Annotated in this window: 13 protein-coding genes, 1 tRNA gene and 2 pseudogenes; 6 read left to right on the top strand and 10 right to left on the bottom strand. The window is 62.6% G+C overall.

The annotated features are described in order from the left end of the window. Window positions 1-86: 86 nt before the first annotated feature. From recQ to AC3WLX_RS20235, 6 genes and pseudogenes are all read right to left on the bottom strand, one after another. Complete coding sequence (gene recQ / locus AC3WLX_RS20210) at window positions 87-1,952, bottom strand: DNA helicase RecQ (RefSeq protein ID WP_492337261.1); 1,866 nt, start codon at window positions 1,950-1,952, stop codon at window positions 87-89. Between the two features lie 217 nt (window positions 1,953-2,169). Beyond that, window positions 2,170-2,913 (bottom strand): polysaccharide deacetylase family protein, encoded by a 744-nt coding sequence (locus AC3WLX_RS20215; RefSeq protein WP_492337262.1) that lies wholly within the window; start codon window positions 2,911-2,913, stop codon window positions 2,170-2,172. 106 nt (window positions 2,914-3,019) lie between these two features. Continuing rightward, window positions 3,020-4,018, bottom strand: coding sequence for a homoserine O-succinyltransferase MetA (metA, locus tag AC3WLX_RS20220; protein ID WP_492337263.1), 999 nt, complete (start codon window positions 4,016-4,018; stop codon window positions 3,020-3,022). Window positions 4,019-4,030: 12 nt separating this feature from the next. Next, complete coding sequence (locus AC3WLX_RS20225) at window positions 4,031-5,332, bottom strand: O-acetylhomoserine aminocarboxypropyltransferase/cysteine synthase family protein (protein WP_492337264.1); 1,302 nt, start codon at window positions 5,330-5,332, stop codon at window positions 4,031-4,033. 278 nt (window positions 5,333-5,610) lie between these two features. Beyond that, window positions 5,611-7,182: an amidase family protein gene (locus AC3WLX_RS20230; RefSeq protein WP_492337265.1), complete on the bottom strand. Its 1,572-nt coding sequence runs from the start codon at window positions 7,180-7,182 to the stop codon at window positions 5,611-5,613. A gap of 117 nt (window positions 7,183-7,299) precedes the next feature. Then, a pseudogene (locus tag AC3WLX_RS20235) lies at window positions 7,300-7,672 on the bottom strand (MFS transporter); the annotation flags it as partial. Here AC3WLX_RS20235 and AC3WLX_RS20240 point away from each other — a divergent pair. From AC3WLX_RS20240 to AC3WLX_RS20260, 5 genes and pseudogenes are all read left to right on the top strand, one after another. Then, window positions 7,655-7,978: pseudogene (locus AC3WLX_RS20240) on the top strand (LysR substrate-binding domain-containing protein); the annotation flags it as partial. The pseudogenes AC3WLX_RS20235 and AC3WLX_RS20240 sit on opposite strands and share 18 nt — an antisense overlap. Window positions 7,979-8,905: 927 nt before the next feature. Then, a complete protein-coding gene (locus tag AC3WLX_RS20245; RefSeq protein ID WP_492337266.1) occupies window positions 8,906-10,903 on the top strand; it encodes a hypothetical protein in 1,998 nt (665 codons plus the stop codon). Window positions 10,904-11,229: 326 nt separating this feature from the next. Further along, window positions 11,230-12,306, top strand: a complete 1,077-nt coding sequence (locus AC3WLX_RS20250; RefSeq protein WP_492337267.1) for an AfsR/SARP family transcriptional regulator — start codon at window positions 11,230-11,232, stop codon at window positions 12,304-12,306. Window positions 12,307-12,454: 148 nt separating this feature from the next. Then, window positions 12,455-14,467, top strand: a complete 2,013-nt coding sequence (locus tag AC3WLX_RS20255; RefSeq protein ID WP_492337268.1) for a caspase family protein — start codon at window positions 12,455-12,457, stop codon at window positions 14,465-14,467. 107 nt (window positions 14,468-14,574) lie between these two features. Then, the gene (locus AC3WLX_RS20260) at window positions 14,575-14,913 is read left to right on the top strand and encodes a hypothetical protein (RefSeq protein ID WP_492337269.1); all 339 of its coding nucleotides are present in this window, start codon (window positions 14,575-14,577) and stop codon (window positions 14,911-14,913) included. 87 nt (window positions 14,914-15,000) lie between these two features. Here AC3WLX_RS20260 and AC3WLX_RS20265 read toward each other — a convergent pair. After that, window positions 15,001-15,090, bottom strand: a tRNA-Ser gene (locus tag AC3WLX_RS20265). Between the two features lie 206 nt (window positions 15,091-15,296). Between AC3WLX_RS20265 and AC3WLX_RS20270 the strand changes: the two genes are divergently transcribed. Next, window positions 15,297-15,638 (top strand): hypothetical protein, encoded by a 342-nt coding sequence (locus tag AC3WLX_RS20270; protein WP_291626356.1) that lies wholly within the window; start codon window positions 15,297-15,299, stop codon window positions 15,636-15,638. A gap of 75 nt (window positions 15,639-15,713) precedes the next feature. Here AC3WLX_RS20270 and AC3WLX_RS20275 read toward each other — a convergent pair whose 3' ends face one another. From AC3WLX_RS20275 to AC3WLX_RS20285, 3 genes are all read right to left on the bottom strand, one after another. Continuing rightward, complete coding sequence (locus AC3WLX_RS20275) at window positions 15,714-17,177, bottom strand: trehalose-6-phosphate synthase (RefSeq protein ID WP_492337270.1); 1,464 nt, start codon at window positions 17,175-17,177, stop codon at window positions 15,714-15,716. A gap of 242 nt (window positions 17,178-17,419) precedes the next feature. Beyond that, window positions 17,420-18,238, bottom strand: a complete 819-nt coding sequence (gene otsB / locus AC3WLX_RS20280; protein ID WP_492337271.1) for a trehalose-phosphatase — start codon at window positions 18,236-18,238, stop codon at window positions 17,420-17,422. Between the two features lie 4 nt (window positions 18,239-18,242). Then, window positions 18,243-19,727 (bottom strand): MFS transporter, encoded by a 1,485-nt coding sequence (locus AC3WLX_RS20285; RefSeq protein WP_291626349.1) that lies wholly within the window; start codon window positions 19,725-19,727, stop codon window positions 18,243-18,245. Window positions 19,728-20,173: the final 446 nt, after the last annotated feature.

Raw genomic sequence — 20,173 nt, forward strand, 5'->3', positions numbered from 1 at the left:
CGTCACCGCATCGGCCTGTGGTTATGGATCCCGGATCTGCGCTGCTGCGCTTGTCCGGGATGACGGCGGAGTTTTTGGCTCGCGCCCTACCGCGTCCTGATGATTTGCAGCAGCTCGTCGCCGTAATGCTCAAGCTTCTTGTCGCCGATCCCCGGCACGTTGCGAAGCTCGTCCAGCGTCGTTGGCCAGGCCCGGACGATGCCGTCGATGGTGGCGTCGTGCAGCACCACATAGGCGGGCACGCCACGTCCGCGGGCGACATCCGAACGCCAGGATCGCAGGCGCGCGCGCAGCTCGGGATCGACATCGCCCTGCGGCGCGCCGGCCGCGGGCGCGAGATCGCCGCGGCGGGATTTGGTGCGGCTGGACCGGACCCGGGTGCCCGGCGCCTCCTCACGCAGCCACACCTCGGTCTCGCCGCGCAGGACACCGCGCGAAGAGTCCGTCAGCTTCAGCGCGCCGAACGCTTCGCTGTCGCTCTGCAAATGGCCCATCGCCACGAGTTGGCGCAGCACCGTGCGCCACTGCTTTTCGTTGAGCTCGCGGCCGATGCCGAACACCGACAGCTTGTCGTGGCCGAACTGCGTCACCTTCTCGGTCAGGCGCCCGACCAATACGTCGATCAGGTGCATCGCGCCGAAGCGCTGCCCGGTGCGGTAGACGCATGAGAGCAGCTTCTGCGCCAGCACCTTGCCTTCGCGCATCTTGGGCGGAGTCAGGCAATTGTCGCAATTGCCGCAATTCTCGGCCATGACGATCTCGCCGAAATAGGCGAGCAGCCGCCGGCGCCGGCAATGCGGCGTCTCGGCGAGACCGACCAGCGCATCCAGCTTGCCGATTGAGACCCGCTTGAACTCGTCGGAGGCGCTGGACTCGTCGATCATGCGGCGCTGCTGCACGATGTCCGAGAGCCCATAGGCCATCCAGGCCGCCGACGGCTTTCCGTCGCGGCCGGCGCGCCCGGTCTCCTGGTAATACGCCTCGATGCTCTTGGGCAGGTCGAGATGGGCGACGAAGCGCACGTCGGGCTTGTCGATGCCCATGCCGAAGGCGATGGTCGCGACGATGACGATGCCGTCCTCGTTGAGGAAGCGGTCCTGATTGCGTGAGCGTATGCTTCCGTCGAGGCCGGCGTGATAGGGCAGTGCGGCAATGCCGGCGTCCTGAAGCGCGGCGGCGACCTCCTCGACGCGGTTGCGCGAGAGGCAATAGACCACGCCGGCATCGCCCATGTGGCGCTCGCGGATAAACTCCTTCAGCTGCGACACCGCGTTGCGCTTGTCGACGATCTCGTAGCGGATGTTGGGCCGGTCGAAGCTGGAGACGAATTGCGGCGCTTCCGTCAGCTGAAGCCGCTCGACGATCTCCTTGCGCGTCAACTCGTCGGCGGTTGCGGTCAGCGCGATGCGCGGCACGTCGGGAAAACGCTCGGCGATGACGGAGAGGCCGACATATTCAGGGCGGAAATCATGGCCCCATTGCGAGACGCAATGCGCTTCGTCGATGGCGAACAGCGCCACCTTGGCCTGCGCCAGCAGCGACAGGAAGCGCGGCGTGACCAGCCGTTCCGGAGCGACATAGAGCAGGTCGAGATCGCCCGCGAGCAGGCGCCGTTCGACGTCGGCCGCCTGCTGCGACGTCAGTGACGAGTTCAGCGCGGCGGCATTGACGCCGGCCTCGATCAGCCCGGCGACCTGGTCGCGCATCAAGGCGATCAATGGCGAGACCACGATGCCGCAGCCCTCGCGCAGCAGGGACGGAAGCTGATAGCACAGCGACTTGCCGCCGCCGGTCGGCATCAGCACGAGGCAATTGCCGCCACCTGTGACATGCGCGATGATCTCGTCCTGGGCGCCGCGAAAACCCGGCAGGCCGAAAACGGAATTCAGCACCGAGAGCGCATCGCGGCCGTTGGCGGGCGCAGGCAGTGGAGCCGTGGAGGGAGCGGACATGAGCGGAACAGGTTAGGCCGAGAGATTCATCACAAGGCCAGTCGCATGCTGGCGCCGGTGTGGCAAGACTGTTTGGAGGCGAGCGACCGCAGCTTACGAGGAGAGGGTCGGGTTGAGCGGCATTTCTCCGCAGATGAGATGCATGTGAGGCCTGTACCCCCTCACCCCGGATCGCAAGGCGATTCGACCTCTCCCCCGCGAGCGGAGAGAGGTAGGCCTACGCCCCGATCCGTCGCAGCGCTTCAGCCACCGTCACGATCGGCATGTTGCGCTTGCCGGCGGCTTCCAGCGCATGGCGCATCAGGTGCGGCGTGCAGCCATAGGGGCTTGGCTGGTCGCTGACGTCGTGACCGTAGAAGATCAGCCAGCCGCCGCTTGACACCGCCTCGTCGAAATAGCGATCGACCCCCGCCTCGTCGATTTCGCAATCGACCAGCGGCGAGGCGCGCAGGAATTGGAGATCGATGACATCGCTGTTGACGCCGGGAAGAATGCCTCGCGCGGAGCGGAAGGCTTTAGCGAGTTGCGGCTTGCGCCAGACAGAGGCGATCCCGTAGGGGTAGGCAAAATTCTCCAGCGTGATCGAGGAATCGATCCCGTGAAAAAACGAGCGATTCCGCTCGATCTCGCGGGCCATCGCCGCCTCGTCGAGCTTGGCCGAGTTCCGGTGAGAATAGGTATGGCAGGCAATCTCGTGGCCGGTGTGGTGAAGCCGCAGGATCGCGTCATTCGACAGACCGTGCCAGTGGGCCGATGGCTGATCGATCAGGCTGCCGGCGAGATAGAACGTCCCGCGGCCACCATGTTGCTCCAGCAGCGCGGCGCCCTCGCCTGCGGCGCTATCGGGAGCATCGTCGAAGGTAAAACTCACCATCGGCGCATGCGCGGGCAGTCGGTGCGGCGCGGCGCGGAAATGCCTGGCCAGCCGATTGCTCACACGTCCCTGAAGTGCCGACCACACGCTACGTTTCCTGTGATTCCCGATCCCGCCACTGAAACATTCACGCGCAGCTTGGGGCAACCCTAACGCCAGGGTAATCCTAACGCGCACCCAACACTGCTTCGACTTAACGAGCCGCCACCGGCGCGTCGGCGTCCGCGCCGAGATAGCGCAACCAGTTGCCAAATAGCACCGCCGCCGCGTTTCCCGCGCCGATATCGTTGCGCAAGTTCAACCTGGGCAACTCGTTGGTGAGTGCCGGATGGCGCTGGTGCGCCGCCTTCCTCTCGAAGCGAGCCAGCTTCTCCTCGGTCGCTGCGTCAAAATAACTCACCGGCAGGCGCGGATAGCTGTCGCGCTCGCGCGCGAGATAGCGGCCGATGTCGCGCAGATATTCCCGCTGGAGCGATAGCGCGTCGTATTCCGGATGGCCCTGGAAGAACACGAAGCGGCTGGCATATTGGCGAACGAAAACGTCGACGCCGGCCTGCTCCGAGCGTGTCAGCACCCGATAGCCGGCTTGCACAAGATCGCTCTCGGCGATCTCGTTCAAGCGCGAATGCGAGACCTTGAAGGGCGCAGGCGCAGCACGGGTCAGCGCATCGCTCGCGACGATCTCGCAATCGAAAATACCGTGACATTTGGCCGACAGCTGTCGCCGCTCGATGCCGTCGAGATGCAGCACCGCGGCGTGCGCGGCAAGGCACGACCAGATCGTCGAGCGCGTATGGGTCTTGGCCCAGTCGATCAGCCTGGTGAGCTCCTGCCAATACGGCTCCTGGTCGAGCCTGGGCGCGATCGGCTCTGCGCCGGTCACGATCAGCCCATCGAACTTGCCGTGCTCGAGAACGGAAAGATCGGAATATTCGCTCTCGACATGCCACTTCGCCTCCGTGGACCGCTTCACGCCGGGAAGCGAGAAGCAGTGGAAGCGGATGCGGCGTGGGCCTGCTGCGGCTTGGAGCAGCTTCATGAACTGCCGCTCGGTCGCCTTCAGCGCCGGATCTGGCATGTTGTTGACGAGCCCGATCGAGAGTTCAGCGCCGGCATCGCGCGCGAGATCGTGCGCGGCCGGCACCAGCGCCGGGCCCGCGATGACGTGATCCTTGTCGATCAGGATCGTCATGGGCGCCGCCGCCTACTCCGCGGCCTCGAGGCGCGCCGACGAGCAGGCCTTCTCGAGCGCCTGGTCGATATCCTCGATGATGTCGGAGACATGCTCGATGCCGATCGACAGGCGGATCGTCTCCGGCAGCACGCCGGCAACGCGCTGTTGCTCCGCCGACATCTGCCGGTGCGTGGTCGATGCCGGATGGCAGGCGAGCGACTTGGCGTCGCCGATATTGACGAGCCGCGTGATCAGCTTCAACGCATCGTAGAAGGCCTTGCCGGCCTCCATGCCGCCCTTGATGCCGAAGGTAAACAGGGAGGAGGCGTTGCCGTTCAGGTACTTCTGCACCAGCGGATAATAGGGACTATCCGGGAAGCCGCTGTAATTGACCCAGGCTACACGGGGATCGCCGCGCAGGAATTCTGCGACTTTGCGCGCATTCTCGACATGGCGCTCCATCCGCAGCGCCACGGTCTCGACGCCCTGGAGCAGCAGGAAGGCGTTGAACGGCGACAGCACCGAGCCCATGGTGCGCTGATAGACGCTGCGCGCGCGCTCGATATAGGCGGTGCGGCCGAAGCGTTCGGCGTAGACGAGGCCGTGATAGGACGCATCCGGCTTGTTGTAGGCCGGGAAGCGCTCGGCGTATTTGGCCCACGGGAAATTCCCGGAATCGACGATGGCGCCGCCGAGCGTGGTGCCGTGACCGCCCAGGAACTTGGTCAGCGAATGCACGGCAATATCCGCGCCGTAATCGAACGGCTTCAGCAGGATTGGCGTGGCCACCGTGTTGTCGACGATCAGCGGCACGCCATGCGCATGCGCGACCTTCGCCAGCGCCTCGATGTCGCAGACATTGCCGGCGGGATTACCGATGGTCTCGGCGAACACGGCGCGGGTGTTCTCGTCGATCAGCCTCGCGATCGCCTCGGGATGGTCGCTCTCGGCGAAGCGGCCGGAGATGCCCTGCCGCGGCAGGATGTGCGAGAGCAGCGTGTGCGTGGTGCCATAAAGCTGCGGCACGGAAACGATGTTGCCGCCGTGATCGGCCACGTTGACGAAGGCGAAATGCAGCGCCGCCTGGCCGGTCGCGACCGCGAGCGCGCCGACGCCGCCTTCGAGCTGGGCGATGCGCTTCTCCAGCACTGCGCTGGTCGGATTGGCGATACGGCTGTAGCGAAACCCCTCGGCCTCGAGATTGAAGAGGGCCGCGCCATGATCGGCGCTGTCGAAGGCGTAGGCGGCGGTCTGGTAGATCGGCACGGCAACGGCGTGCGTGCTGGCTTCGGGTTCGTAGCCGGCGTGAATAGCAATCGTCTCGTTGCGCATTATGCCACCTCCGCGTGGAGCGGGCCGCACTTATTAGCCTGTATGAGGCATGTGCGTTGTCCGCCCTCTTCTGTTAGAGGCGGGTGGTAAAGCGGACAATAATTCGTATAGAGATCGAGGAAGTAACCCTAACGCTTGCCGGCGAATTGGCCGTGATTCCGGTTAAATTCGATTAACCGATCGCGCCCTGCCTTGCTCGGCGTCATCCATCTCACAACTGCACGGCGAACTCCCCTCGCCCACGGGAGCATCGTCAACGTAGCCGCGCTTGCTTGGGCTTAAGCCATGTTTTCCCAAAGGCGGTGGGTGAGCACGCCGACGCGCTTCTCGATCGCGGCCGCGGCGTCGAGTGCGAGATCCTCGCGGTAGCGCCCGGCGATCAGTTGCACGCCGATTGGCTTGCCGTCATGCAGCGCCACCGGCACCACCGCGCCGGGCAGGCCCAGCACGTTGATGGCGGAGATGAAGCGGATCTCGCCCCAGAAGATCTCGCGCACGCGCTCGGCGCTGATGGTGTCCTCACGCGGGCCGGGCGTCGGCTTCACCGTGGTCGGCGCCAGCACCACCGGATATTCCTCGAAGAACAATTGCCAGGCGCGGATATGGCCGCTGCGCGCGGCAGTCGCCTGCATCCAGCCCTTGAGATCGAGCACGTTGGCCTTGGCCTTCATGCCGCCCCAGGCCTTGTGGAAGTCCTCCGAGGTGACCTTCAGCATGCCGGCCTCCTGCATCACCACGGTCTCGTTGGTGATGATGTCGCACCAGGTCTGCCAGACACCGTTGATGTCGGGCACCTCGACCTCGCTGACGCGATAACCGGAGCGCTCGAGATGGTCTGCGGCCTGGCGCAGCGCCGCGGAGACGGAGGGATCGACGTCCATGTCCTCGGGGATCTTCGCCAGCGCGACCTTGATCGGTCGCTTCGGCATGTCGCCGATCAGCGGTGCCGGCACCCACCAAGGGTCGCGCGGATCGCGCTGACTCATCGCCTCCAGGGCGAGACGGACGTCGGCGACATGGCGGGCCAGCGGCCCCTGCGCCGACATCAGATGCGCCAGCATCGGCCGTTCGGCCGTTGCGCTGGCGTTGAACGCGGGAATGCGGCCCTGCGTCGGCTTGATGGTGGCAACGCCGTTGCAATGTGCCGGCCAGCGCAACGAGCCGCCGATGTCGTTGCCGTGCGCGATGGTGCCGATGCCGGCCGCCACCGCCGAGCCGGCGCCGCCCGAGGAACCGCCACACGTGATGTCGGGATCCCAGGGGTTCAGCGTCAGCCCATGCAGGGGATTGTCGGTGAAGCCGCGGAAGGAGAATTCCGGCGTGTTGGTGAGGCCGATGACGATGGCGCCGGCCTTCTTGAGATTGCACACCACCGGGGAATCCGACGGCGCGACCAGGTTCTTGTTGGCAGGCACACCGTTGAAATTCGGCCGCCCTTCGTAGTCGACATTTTCCTTGATGGTGATGGGCACGCCGTGCAGGAGGCCGAGCTCGCCGCCTTTTGCGCGCTGCCTGTCGGCCGCATGCGCCGCCTTCAGCGCCTCCTCACCGAGGTCGACGACGACCGCATTCAGCTTCGGATTGACGGCGCGCATCCGTTCGAGATGCGCCTCGACGGTCTCGACGGCAGAGATGGCGCCGGAGCGGATCGCGGCCGCGGTCTCCACCGCCGACCATTGCCAGGCCTGTCCCTTGGGGCGACGCGGTGCGGGGGGCCTCTGTGTGGCCGTCTTCACCTTCCTGGCGACGACGGCCTTGCGGCTCGCGCTGGCCTTGCTCGAGGTCTTCGCCGCTTTCGTCGAAGCACTCTGCTTGGTCTTTTTGGTCTTCTTGGTCGCCTTCTTCGCCACGTCGCATCTCCTGAAATTGCGCCGCAGACGTTACGGATGGCGAAAGCGCGTGTACAGGTGGGTTTTTGCATGGCGCGATGGCGCGACGCGGCGAACTGTCCGCGTCGCGCCTCTGCGCTACTCGGCGGGGCAGGCCGCGATGGCCGCAGACGCGCGATCGAGCCGGCGGCTCCACAGCGCCAGCACGAGGCCTACCGCGGTGATACCGGCCGCGACTACAGGTAGCGCCGGAAGACTGAGCCCCCGATCGATGGTGACGCCGCCGGCCCAGGCGCCGAGCGCGTTGCCGAGATTGAACGCGGCGATGTTGAGGCTGGAGACGAGCGTGCGGCCGCTGGGGCCCGCCGCTTCCAAAACACGAAGCTGCAGCGGGGCGACGGTCGCAAAGGCCGCGATACCCAGCAGCAGGATCAGCGCGATCGCCGCGATCTTGACCGACAGCACGGCCGCCAAGCCCAAGCAGCACGACCGTGAGCGCGGCGACCACACCGAGGAGGCGCTGCCGGCCCCCGTGGCTCGCCAGCGACGGCGAAGCCGCCCCCGTCTCTGCCTCGGCGGCGTCGGCCTCGCCCGCCTCGCCCTCTTCCACATCGGCCCCGACATCGGTTCCGGCCGCTTGGTCCCGGTGCTGCAAAGCTACAATCCCGGCGATCGCGAAGACATCCACGCCGTCTATGTCGGCCACGCCGCGCCCCTGCCCGCGCGCGTGCGCGCGTTCATCGATTTTCTCGCCGAGCACGTGCGGGTGAGCGATCCGACGTTGAAGCGCGTGGCGGATCCCGTGTATCGACAGTGACAGCTCGCCGACGAGTAAGTGGTTGGGAGTTCGGTCGCCTCGTCGACGGTGTGCGATGCGGCTGCTGGCGTCTTGGCGTCGGGCCGATGCTAAACGGCCTAATGGCAAAGAGACTGTACCTCCAGAGTGACTAACCTTTTGAGCTATTGCATGCGCGATTTCAGCCTTTCCATCGACCATGGATCACCGAGCGATTTATTTCAGCAGTATGGCCGTTGCCCAAGCCACTGCGCCTTTTTGGAAGAGGTGGCTGGGATACACGTTTTGACGCTGGCGTCCGTTCCTCTCCTATCAACGGGCCCCGGCCTGCCAGGGTCAATTGCAGCATTGTTACGGCACCGCTTCTCAAGGGGCTCGACTCACGCTGTCGGCATCTTTCTGCGCAACAGCGAGGCATCAAGCTTGCGGTTTAACGGGCGCCGAAATGCACTCCTCAGACCAAGCCTACCAACCGTGTCGGCTTACCTGAGTTTGATACATCAGCCACACACTCAGCTTGTCGGGTGCATCAAAATGATCGGTCCTCGGTCACTCATCACGATGGGTTACCGTTGCTAAACATGATCGGACGATAGAATGTCTTTTGAACGAAGCTCGATGATGCCGCTCGAATTCGCTACTGAACTCGGAAAGGTGATATCGGTCCCAAACTTATTTAGCCCTCTAGGAGACGTCCGAGACGAGGGCAGGCCCGCTATAAGCACCGCTGATTACTATCACTTGGATGGTTTGTATTGGCTAAGGCCGTACGATTTAGAACAATCGTTTGGCGCGTCGGGCGCGTCAATTAGCAGAAAGTTAGGGCGTAGGTATGCGTGGATTTTCAGCCCGGATCACGCTGACGAAAGGCATGGTTGGGGTGAGGATGGCACATCAACCTTCATCGGTTTCTCCGACGATCCCGCTACAATGCCCGACCCGAGCACGATGAGAAAGATCATCCCCTTCCGCGTTCGGTTCCCCGATGGTATCGAATATTTTTGTTTCCAAGTCCCGTGGTTAGTTCACAATCCAGATTGCAGTGAATTTCCTTTTCACCTCTACCTCGAAGGGCACAGCAACTCGGGGACGAATCAACCCAAAGAAGAGGAGATCCTCTTCCGATCTAGCGACCTAATTACATGGCATCCATACGGCGTCACGCACGCAGCAACGACCGGCAATGGGCTAACAGCATACCAAGTCGTCAGTCGGGCGAACACCGGCTGCTGGCTTTCAGTTGGAGCTGCCGATCCTATCAATGGCCGCCTAGGAACTACCGGGATCTGGTCGAGTGCAGATGGGCTCAAATTCACCCTTCAGAAAACGATCAATCGTTCTCATGGAGAGTTCAGGTACGATCGCCAGGGTGCACCTGACGTGGAGATCCGGGGCCAACCATATGCGATTTGCATTGAACATACGTCAGGCAAAGAGCGCTTCGTCTCTTGTGTGCCGGTTGATGCTGAGGGAAATTTAGGACCGACCTCCGCTCTCCCTGCGATCCGCATTTCCCCAGCATACGTAGGTAGCTATCCTGACCAAAATCATCTCCACTCGATCTCCGGGTACTTCGAAGATGGGGTCTACCATCTTTGGGCGGCGCATGGCTTCTTTGCGGACGTAGGTCTGACCTATGGCGCGTCTAACGAAAGAGGCGGTGGACTAGACGAGCAATATTTGGACTACTACGCTTTTGTCTTCGATGAAGAGGAAGCTTGGGCGGCTGCACCAAATGGGGTATCTGCCAAATGTCACGACGGTGTAGTTGAATTGCGCTGGCACGACCTCACCGGGCGCCGCCACCGTGTGTATCGCGGCGAAAAGAAGGAACAGCAATCAGTCTTGGTCGCAGAGGTTGAGGGCTCAACCGCGCTTGACCGGCCACCACTCGGGCGTTGCTGGTGGTACAGAGTTGTCCCTCTCAAAGGGGATGTTGAGCAAAAAAGCCGCGTCATCTCAGTTTATGCCGGCCAACATACAAGCTTCACCAATCATCACATACACCGCGCCATCACCGAAGGTGCTGCCCAACAATCCATAAGCGGTCCCTGGATCGATGAGGCCGTTACATGGCTCAGAAAAAACAATCTCCTAGATCATTTGCTTTTTTGGACCAATCCACGATTTGGGTATAAGCCACTGGAAGGTGCCATAGAGAAGATATTTGACTTAGGTACCACTAGGCTTCCTAGGGGTGGGGACTGCATAAGCTACAAGGCATACGCTGATCGAGGGTATTCTCTTCCAGGCGTTGCTCAAGGTCTTGAGTCTAATGTTTTTGTGTACGGCGGAGGAAGATCGAACAGCATCCGGCGGAAGACCCAACTGACATTTGCCGCGGCCTATCCTGCTAGCGATAGCAAGCGCACGTTATTGCGCTATGGTGACTTACCTTCCATTTCGCTTTCTCATGAGGGTCGCCGCGCAAACTTTAGAATTTCTTATCGGGATCCAAATCCAACGTCGAGGTTGATAAGACTATCGAGACTCCTTGTAAGAGCCCTTCGTAACCCAACGCCTTACATCAGGGTCTTACTGGGTCTTAAAGAGAGACGCCTGCCTGCATCCGGCTCTGCACTTCAAACCGTTCGGGACAAACTGGCGCGGCACTCCACAGGCCCACGCAATTACGAGATCCATGTATCCGTGCCAGTTGACGAAGATACTGAAGTGAATGTGGTTGCCGGAATAGTCGATCTAAACACTATGTCAGCTTACGCCGATGGTCGTACCACCGAGATTGGGCTTGACGGAGCAGTCGCGTCGGATATCGCCCGCAGTCACGGCAATGCGCTTCTGCGTTCAGGGAATTTTCCGACATCATCCGTGGACCTGACCCAATGTCTATTGAATGACTATTCTATACTGATCTTCGATACCGCGCTGTCTGAGGTTCAACTGAACAGCCTTTCTCGGCTGATCCAGCAGCAAGCGCATAAATAGCCGGAAAACTAGGGGGCTTCTGTCGAAAGTCGTAAAAATGCCGGCCGCCGCAGACTTTGGGTCATCCCAAATCACGGTAGGCTGCCGATGGCTATGCGGCTCTGATCAGGTTAAGGATTGCTCGTAGTTTCTGCATGAGCCGATAAGAATTTTGTTCAGAAATGGCTAGGTAAAGCAGAAGCCGCTATGATCACGGGCTCTTCTTGTTCATCAAGAGCGCGAATGGTGGAGTGAATGCAAACGGGATCCGACCTTCTCGCAATCCCGGTCTTGATTCAATATTGATAGGTAATTTGGCCGCGCTGGTGCGATGACGTTAACGATGCGTGAGTGACTGCTCGGCAGCTTCCCCGGAATGTGAAAAGGCTCACACGACAATCTCGGCTCTGCGTTACGTTCGGCCGGGGCGCACGAGGAGGCAGGTCATGGAGAGCACACCAGCCCAGCGTCCGATATGCCGACTGTTCGGTCAACTGGAGGTCTGGGGTCGCCACGGGACCCGCGTCGAGTTTCTCAGCGAACGCTCAAAGCACCTCTTTGCCGTGCTTGCCCTGCAGAAACGGGCACCGGTCAGCCGTGACGTCCTCGTCACGCGCCTTTGGGGCGATGGACCGGCCGAGCGTCTTCGCCGCAACCTCAGCACCGAAGTTTGGCGCCTTCGTTGCGCGCTCGCGAACGCCGGCGAAAATGCCTCGCAGTGGATCAACGCCCGGCCGGAATCGCTGTCCTTGTGTGCAGATGAGCAGGTATGGATCGACATTGAAGCGTTCGATCATTGCATCAAGGCGCCTTCGCCGCCGTCGATGTCGTCAAGCCCGCACGCGACATCGGAAGCCATCGAGCAACTCTATCGTGGGGATCTTCTCAGCGAACTCAACTACGATTGGTGCCTGACGGATAGGGAGGCCTTTCGCGGCCGCTTCCTCGCCTGTCTCGAGACCCAGCTCCTTGCGGCAAAGCACAGGTCCGATTGGGGAGAAGCCATCCGCATTTCGCGGCGTATCCTGGTCGAGGATTCCTTCCTCGAGCACATCCACCGCGAGATCATGCATTGCTACGAGATGATGGGCGATCGCGTCGCCGCGCTGAGGCACTACGAGAAGCTTCAGCTCGCATTTCGCCACGAGCTCGGCGTCTCCCCCACCCGTGAGACCACGGCGCTGTTCCACCGCCTGCGCGACGACGGGGCACAGCAACCGGATACGATCGCTCCAGCGGCGAAAGTGCACGGGGATTTCGAGCGCCGGCTCGAACTCATTCAGAAGCACCTCCATCAGCTCAACCAGGAAGTTCGGGCTTTCGCTTCGATCATGCAGACTGCGGCTCAGCCAAGGCAGTTGCACCAAGCCATCGAGATGCAGCCGGACATCGACCGGGCCGGAAAAATTTCTTCCGCATCCTAGTTTGTGAGACCCGACCACTCCGGTTGTGACCGTCGCGAGACACCAGCGCACGATAATCGGCCGGTGTCATGGAGAGCGGATGGAACCAGCCGCAAGCCTTGGCCGGCCGCATTTTTTGAATCCGAACCATCAATTGCGAGAAATGATCATGCCAAACTACAGAGCGTATATCGCTGCCATCGACCATTATCCAAACCCCGCCAACAACCTCCCGAGCTGCATCAACGACGCGAAAGCGTTCCAGCAGAAGATCACCGACGTCTACAAGTTTGCGGACGTTCGATTCGACTACGACGAAAAAGCCACCCTGCAGAACGTCGAGGCCGGACTGTCCTGGCTTTTCAACGGAGCGGGCTCGGACGATCGGCTCGTGTTCTTCTTCTCCGGCCACGGCTTCCAGGTCGCCCGGGGCCAGGATCTCGAAGAGGTGCTGTGTCTGTACGACCAGTTTCTGTTCGACAACGTGCTCAGCCAGAAGTCGCAGGCGGTCCCCCCTGGGGTCTTCACGCTGATATCGGACAGCTGCCACTCGGGCGGCATGTACAAGGTCATGATGACCGACGGCCACATGGACGTCGCCCAGACCAAGGTGCTCAAGGTCCCGCCCTTCATCGAGAACGACAAGGTATTCCTTGATCCGAGGAAGATCACTCAACTGCGCTACCGGCCCTTCTGCGCGCGGCACGGCGCGGCATCGAGGATCGACAATCGCTTCGGAACGACGGCCGGAAAGGAATTCGACGAGGCCGGCCAGTTGCAGATGAATGGAATGCTGCTATCCGCCTGCCTCGCAGACGAGACCGCATCAGCTTCGACGGCGAAGACCGGCGGAAAGTCGGCCTTCACCTACGCTCTCCTCGAGCAACTCACTGTCCTCGGCCCCGACGTCTCGAACCGGCGGCTTGTGGAAGGAGCGACCAAGATGCTGCGGGACCTCGGCTTCCGGCAGACACCGGTCCTCACCGAACCCGCCAATCCCGCTGGTCTGGCCGCCACGTCGTTCCTGCTGTTCCGAGGCCAGGCCGCGCCTGCCGTTTCTTCCCCCGACTGGATGACGAGGATCATCCAGGATGCACTCAGCAACCAGAGAAAGGATGCAACCATGATGCACGACAAATCTTACGGCCAGCCTGCTGCAAGCGGCGACGAAAAATTCTGGGGTGTGCTCGCAAACCTCGCCTCGGTGGCAGTGCCGGCCATCGTCGACGCGTTGCGGAAGGGTGATTTTGAACCGCAGAAGGACTTCACGGCCATCCCGGGCGGCGAGGAGAAGTTCTGGCGCACCTTGCTCAACGTCGTCTCGACCGCCGTGCCGGCAGTGGTGCAGGCCTTGCGCAAGGGCGGCTATGAACCACAGAAGGATTTCTCGGGCGGTCAGGAGAAGTTCCTCGGGTCCATCGTCGGCATCGCCACCCGCTGCATACCACCGCTGCTCCGCACAATCGCGGCGCAGGGGATTCAGCCGCAGAAAGATTTCGGCGGTGAAGAGAAGTTCTGGGGCGCTATCGCGAGCGCGGTCTCCGCGGCGCTGCCGGCCGTCATCGGCGCGCTCAGCAAGCAGGGCAACCCCGTCAAGGGATTCGAGGATGTGGCTCCCGGCGATCAGAAGTTCTTCGGAGCCATCGCGAGCGTTATCGGCACGCTCGGGCCGATCGTCATCCAGGCGCTGAGCAAGAGCGGCATCGATCCCCAGAAGGACTTCCAGCAGGCCGGGCAGGAGAAGTTCATCGGCGCGCTTATGAGCGTCATAGGTACGGTGGCGCCGGTCGTCATTCAGGCCCTGACGAAGAGCGGCGCCGAGCCGCAGAAGGACTTTGGTGGCGAGGAGAAATTCTGGGGAGCATTCGCCAACATCGTTCAGGCCGCGCTCCCGGCCGTGATCGGCGCGCTGCGCAAGGGCGATTTCCAGGAGGACAAGGGCTTTGCTCCGACGGGATCGGGAGCGGGCGCTGGCGATGAGAAGTTCTGGGGTGCGATCGCGCGCGTCGTGGCCTCTGCAATCCCGACGATCGTCGGTGAGCTGACCAAGAGCGGTGCTGGACCAAGCACGATCTCTCCGTCACTGGCTCCGAGCCTCGCTCCGAGCGGCTTGGCGATGCCGCACGACCTGGTCGCAAACGTCGTCTCTTCGACTTTGCCCCAGCTGCAGCGGACCTACTAGCCCCGTGAGAACCCCGCGCCTCCTGGCCCCAGGAGGCGCGGCCCACTGAAGGTGCGGCACGCGGGTTGCTGCCACTCCAGGCGCCCGCAGATTGTCAGGAGACGGTCATGGGTGATTTCGTTGACTTTGCGGGTGTTGCCGAGCAACGCGGCGACACCGTTCGGCTCGTATCTCTGGGCAATAACGGGGCTCTGCAATTCGCGTCACAGGACGTGAAGCTCGAGAACAATCGGGTCGCAGTGCGCCTCGGCGCCGTCGCCATCGCGATCGAGGAACCCGGCGACAGCAAGGTCGAGGACCGTCCGCCCGCCGATACGCTTCGCGACACCTGTCCAAGTGGAATTACGTGTTGCATCGGGTCCGTTCACATCTGTTGCGACGATTTCCGGGTGCTCGGGACTTGTATCGGTGCCTGGGGCTGCGCCCGTGCGCGATTCATTCCCTGATCTCGCCAAGGCGGTCCAGGGCGAGGGCGAACTCGTAAACCAAGAGCGTTGGTCAGCTATTTCGGGTCGGGAGTACGGCGGGCTGGCTGGCGGAGAGAGTGGGATTCGAACCCACGGTACGGTTTCCCGCACACACGCTTTCCAAGCGTGCGCCTTAAGCCACTCGGCCATCTCTCCGGAGCGCCCTCTCTTGAAGGGGCGCCGATGATTTTGCAAGGGATCGCCGGGAAATCGGATGAATTTTCCGCAACCTGTTGTATTAAAAGGAAAATATTTGGTGCTCGCCTAGCCCCTGAGCTTCCGGCCGGCTGAACCTGCGGCGGCTTCAGGACGACGATTCACCTGAGACCGGCGTACAGGCCGGGGGAGGCCGAGAACACAGCATGACCAGCCGCCAGACCGTCACTGCGCTGGGCCTAATTTCGGGCCTTTGCGTCGCGCTCGCAGGGCCTGCCAAAGCCCAGCTCTGCACGCGGCAGGGCGTCGATGTCCGCTGCGACGACGGACGGCGCGGGGTGCTTTCGGGCAACGCCATCCTCTGGCCGGACGGCACGCGGTCGAGCTCGGCGCCGCATCAGAGCGTGATCATCGGCAACAAGAGCTCGGTGCATGTCGGGCCCGGTGTGTTCGCCGGCCAGGGCAAGGGCGTGGTGCCGCTGGACGATCCCAACGCGCCGAACAAGCGACAATGTGCGATTCTGGATGGCGTGTCGTATTGCTATTGAGCTCTTCTTTCCTCCTGCCCTTACTGGCCCACAAGGGGAAAGGGCAAAGAACAGTCGAGGAAGATTGTCGAAAAGCTAGATCAACCGCACGCCTGATATCGCCGATTTTAACCAGCGCAGAGCCTGCGGCGGCTGGGTGGAGAGCGGGGCGATCGCAGCCTTCTCGGTGCGGCACTTTTCCAGCTCGGCGACGAAATCGGCCGACCATTGCTGGATGGTGTGGCTGCGCAGCTTTTTCATCATCGCGTCCCAGCGCATCTTGCGCTCGGTGAGCGGCATGGAGGCTGCGACCGCGATCGCACGCGCCATACCGTCGACGTCGTGCGGATTGACCAGCAATGCGGTGTCCAGTTCGTTGGCGGCGCCCGCGAATTTCGACAGCACCAGCACGCCGGGATCTGCGGGGTTCTGCGCGGCGACATATTCCTTGGCGACGAGGTTCATGCCGTCATGCAGCGGCGTCACCACGCCGATCTGCGCGGTGCGGTAAAGGCCCGCAAGCACGGCCTGACTGAAGCCCTTATTCAAGTAGCGGATCGGCGTCCAGTCGACCTCGCCGTGGCGGCCGTTGACGTCGCTGACGAGTCGCGCGACATCGTTCTGGAGATTGCCATATGCCTCGATACTGCCCCGCGAGGGGTTGGCGATCTGGAGCAGCGAGATGCTACGGGCGAACTGCGGCTGCTCGGTCCAGAGCCGGTCGAACGCGCTGATGCGGTTAACGAGGCCCTTCGAATAATCCAGGCGGTCGACGCCGATCGCGAGGCGCTCGCCGTTGAGGCTACGCCGCAGCCGCGACACGTCCGGATGCGAAGCCGATTTCGCGGCATAGGCTGCGAACTTGTCGGGGTCGATGCCGATCGGGAACACCTCGCAACGCGTGCGGCCGTGCTGCGACAGCACGACGCCGTCCTCGACGGAAAGACCAAGCTCGCCGCCGGCATAGCCGAGGAAGTTATGGCAGTCCTCCTGGGTCTGGAAGCCGAGCAGGTCGTAGGCCAGCATCGCCGTGATCAACTCGCGATGATTGGGCACGCCCTGCATCACCGCAGTCACGGGCCACGGCGTGTGCAGAAAGAAGCCGATCGGGTCGTCGACACCGAGGTCACGCAGCTCCGCGCCCAGCGCGAGGAAGTGATAATCCTGCACCCAGAACGCAGTCTGTGGCTTGCGGAAACGCATCAAGGCCCGCGCCATGAAGGCGTTGACCTCGCGATAGCTGACATAGTCGTCCCGCGAGACGCGGATCAGATCGCTACGCGAGTGGAGCGCCGGCCAAAGGGCCGAATTGGCAAAGCCTTCGTAATAGCCGCCGTAATGCGCCGCCGGCAGATCCAGCGTTGCGATGGCGCCGGTTCCGAGCGCCTCGATCTCTGCGAACGGTTCCTTTTGATGGCCATCACGCACGCGGCCCGAGGAACCCACCCAGATCGCACCCGAATGTTCCACCACCGGAAGCAAGGCTGCCGCGAGGCCGCCCGTCATGGGCTCGTTCGGTTTACCGCGGGCGACGCGATTTGAAACGACGACTAAGTTCACAGGTCGTCCCCTCCTGTTCATTCCACCCCGTTTAACTGCCGTTCATCAATATGGTTCCTGATCATCATTTCAACCAATTGAAACCAAAATCGGGCGTGCGCGTTGGAACTGGTTTCGCTTGCGGAACCCGCAGGAATTCGCTGCAAGAAAGCAATTTCCGGTCCTATTTCCAGCACGCATTGCGGCGCGCAGGGGCGCAGCGATGAAGGCATTGATGGCCGCAAAGTGGCGCCGCCCTGCTTTCACCTGGGATCAAGCAGGCGCGCAAGGAATGCACGCACATCCGCCGGCGCATCGAAATGGCCGTTGACGCCCATGGCGCGGCGGCCGACCGAAAAGGCGAGCCCGTTCATGTCGGGCATGATTGCAAACACGCTCTCGTCGGTGACGTCGTCGCCGATGAAGATCGGCCGACGCCCCTTGAACGGCTCGTGCATCATCAGCTCGCGCACCCCGGTCGCCTTGGTGAAGCCGGAATGCTTGATCTCGCAGACGAACTTGCCGGGCAGCACTTCGATCGGCGCATTGGGAAGATCGGCGCGGATTAGCGAAACGGCTTCGTAGATCGCCTTCTCCGCATGCGGAGCCAGACGGTAATGTAGCGCCAGCGAATAGCCCTTGTCCTCGAGCAGGATGCCAGGGCTGAGCTTGGCGACCGCCGCCAGGCGCCGCTTCAACTCCTTGTCAAGCGGCGGCGCGTGCACCGCCTCCGCTTCATTGTCCACCGACAGCCGCATCTCCGCACCATGGCCGCCGACGGCGCGAAACACGTCGGGTGCGAAGATCAGGTCGATGTCGTTGAGCGAGCGGCCGCTGACCAGCGCCAACGCGCCGGCGGTGCGCTCGGTCAGGTGCTTCAGAGTTTCCGACAGGCCCGGCGGCACCCACACCTCGCGCGGCGTCGGCATCAGATCGAGCAGCGTGCCGTCGATGTCGAGCAGGATGGCGGTCTCGTCGAGATGCGGCACCAGCGCATGCGGCACCGGCACAGCATCGGGCGCTTCGTCATCCGGCATGGTACGCTTTTGTTCCAAAGCCATCTCCGCAAGTTCCGATTTCATCAGTCTACTCCATAAAGGCGAGCGGCCGCGCAACGTCTTCGAGCGATTTTCGCTCCGCCGAGACAGCATAGCGCCATGCCACGATCGCAGCCGCGATCATCAGGACAGCTCCCAGCAGGTAGCCGGCGAACACGCTGTTGCGCGAGCCAGAGTCGATCAGTGCGCCGAACAGCGCAGGTCCGATCACGCCGCCGATGCCGGTGCCGACCGCGTAGAATACCGCGATCGCCAGCGCGCGAATCTCCAGGGGGAATGTCTCGCTGACGGTGAGATAGGCTGCGCTCGCGGCCGGCGAGGCAAAGAAGAAGATCACCATCCAGGCAATCGTCTGCCCCTGCGCGCTCAGCACGCCGATCGAGAACAGATAGCCCGACACCGCCAGCAACAGGCCCGACATGCCATAGGTGAACATGATCATGGTGCGGCGTCCCAGCGTGTCGAACAGGCGGCCGAGTAGCAGGGGGCCGAGGAAATTTCCGGCCGCGAACGGCAACAGGTACCAGCCGACATGGTTGGCGCTGATGCCGTAGAAATCGGTCAGCACCAGCGCGAAAGTGAAGAAGATGGCGTTGTAGAAGAACGCCTGCGCGCTCATCAGCACGAGGCCGACCAGCGCGCGCTGGCGGTAGGCCCCGAGCAAGGTGTGGACGACCTCCCTGATCGGCGTGTGATCGCGCATTTTCAAGCGAATCCTGGTGAAGCGGCCGTCGCTCGTGTCCTGGTCATGCCCGATCACCGAGCGCTCGATTGCGTCGACGATGGCATGGGCCTCGTCGGGACGGCCATGGATCATCAGCCAGCGCGGACTTTCCGGGATCCACATCCGCATCAACAGCACGGCGAGGCCGAGAATCGCTCCGATCAGAAACGCGAGGCGCCAGCCGAAATCGGGATCGATCACGGCAGGATCAAGCAGCACGATGGCTGCCACGGCGCCCATCGCAGCGCCGATCCAGAAGCTGCCGTTGATGACGAGATCGGTCCAGCCGCGATAGCGCGCCGGCACCAGCTCCTGGATGGTCGAGTTGATCGCGGTGTACTCGCCGCCGATGCCGGCGCCGGTGAGAAAGCGGAACAGTGCGTAGCTCGCGACATCCCACGACAGCGCAGTCGCGGCCGTTGCCGAGAGATAGAGCGCAAGCGTGATGAAGAACAGCTTCTTGCGGCCGATGCGATCGGTCAGCCAGCCGAAGCCGAGCGCACCGAGCACGGCGCCCGCGAGATAGGCGGAGTTGGCGATGCCGAGATCGAGATTCGAGAAATGCATCGATGGGCTTTGCTTCAGCGCACCCGAGAGCGCGCCGGCCAGAGTCACCTCGAGCCCGTCGAGAATCCAGGTGATGCCCAGCGCGAGCACGACACGCGTGTGAAATCCGCTCCACGGCAGTGCGTCCAGCCGCGAGGGAATGCTGGTCTCGACGACGCCATCGGTTGCGGTCTCCGCCGGGACGGCCGCCTTGTTCAGGGCTCGGCTCTGCTGCAATTCCATCGCGTTGTTGCGTCAATGGAAGCGGCCCCGGCTCACATGCGTGGACGAGGTCGATCCGATCATTGGGGGTGCGGCATTGTGCTTGCCACCTGCGACAACGCGCGCGATGTGCCCGGGTTCCGATCGGAGCGCCCGTCAGGGCCGCTCGTTTCCGATGGAGCCGCAGGGAGTTGACGCATGGCTCGCGTCAGAAAGACGACACAATCCCGCAACGGAGGAGAAAACGCCGGTCAGCATCTACTCCGCTATCGTCCCGGACAGACCGCGCCTTACGCCGCGCGGATATTGGCCATGAAGCGGTCGAGCTCGGCGCGCAGGCGGGTGCTTTCGCTCGACAGGGTTTTGGCCGAGTGCAGCACCTCCTCCGATGCCGAGCCGGTCTCGGCGGCGCCGCGGTTGACCTGGCCGATATCGGTGGCCGCGGTCTGGGTCCCCTGCGCAACCGT

The sequence above is a fragment of the Bradyrhizobium sp. FW305-F6 genome (genome assembly GCF_058782905.1).

Coding starts and splice junctions, on each gene's coding strand:
- AC3WLX_RS20260 (WP_492337269.1), top strand. CDS start 14,575: ATGGGTGATTTCGTTGACTTTGCGGGTGTTGCCGAGCAACGCGGCGAC.
- metA (WP_492337263.1), bottom strand. CDS start 4,018: ATGACGATCCTGATCGACAAGGATCACGTCATCGCGGGCCCGGCGCTG.
- otsB (WP_492337271.1), bottom strand. CDS start 18,238: ATGAAATCGGAACTTGCGGAGATGGCTTTGGAACAAAAGCGTACCATG.
- AC3WLX_RS20225 (WP_492337264.1), bottom strand. CDS start 5,332: ATGCGCAACGAGACGATTGCTATTCACGCCGGCTACGAACCCGAAGCC.
- AC3WLX_RS20285 (WP_291626349.1), bottom strand. CDS start 19,727: ATGGAATTGCAGCAGAGCCGAGCCCTGAACAAGGCGGCCGTCCCGGCG.
- AC3WLX_RS20270 (WP_291626356.1), top strand. CDS start 15,297: ATGACCAGCCGCCAGACCGTCACTGCGCTGGGCCTAATTTCGGGCCTT.
- AC3WLX_RS20245 (WP_492337266.1), top strand. CDS start 8,906: ATGAGAAAGATCATCCCCTTCCGCGTTCGGTTCCCCGATGGTATCGAA.
- AC3WLX_RS20255 (WP_492337268.1), top strand. CDS start 12,455: ATGCCAAACTACAGAGCGTATATCGCTGCCATCGACCATTATCCAAAC.
- recQ (WP_492337261.1), bottom strand. CDS start 1,952: ATGTCCGCTCCCTCCACGGCTCCACTGCCTGCGCCCGCCAACGGCCGC.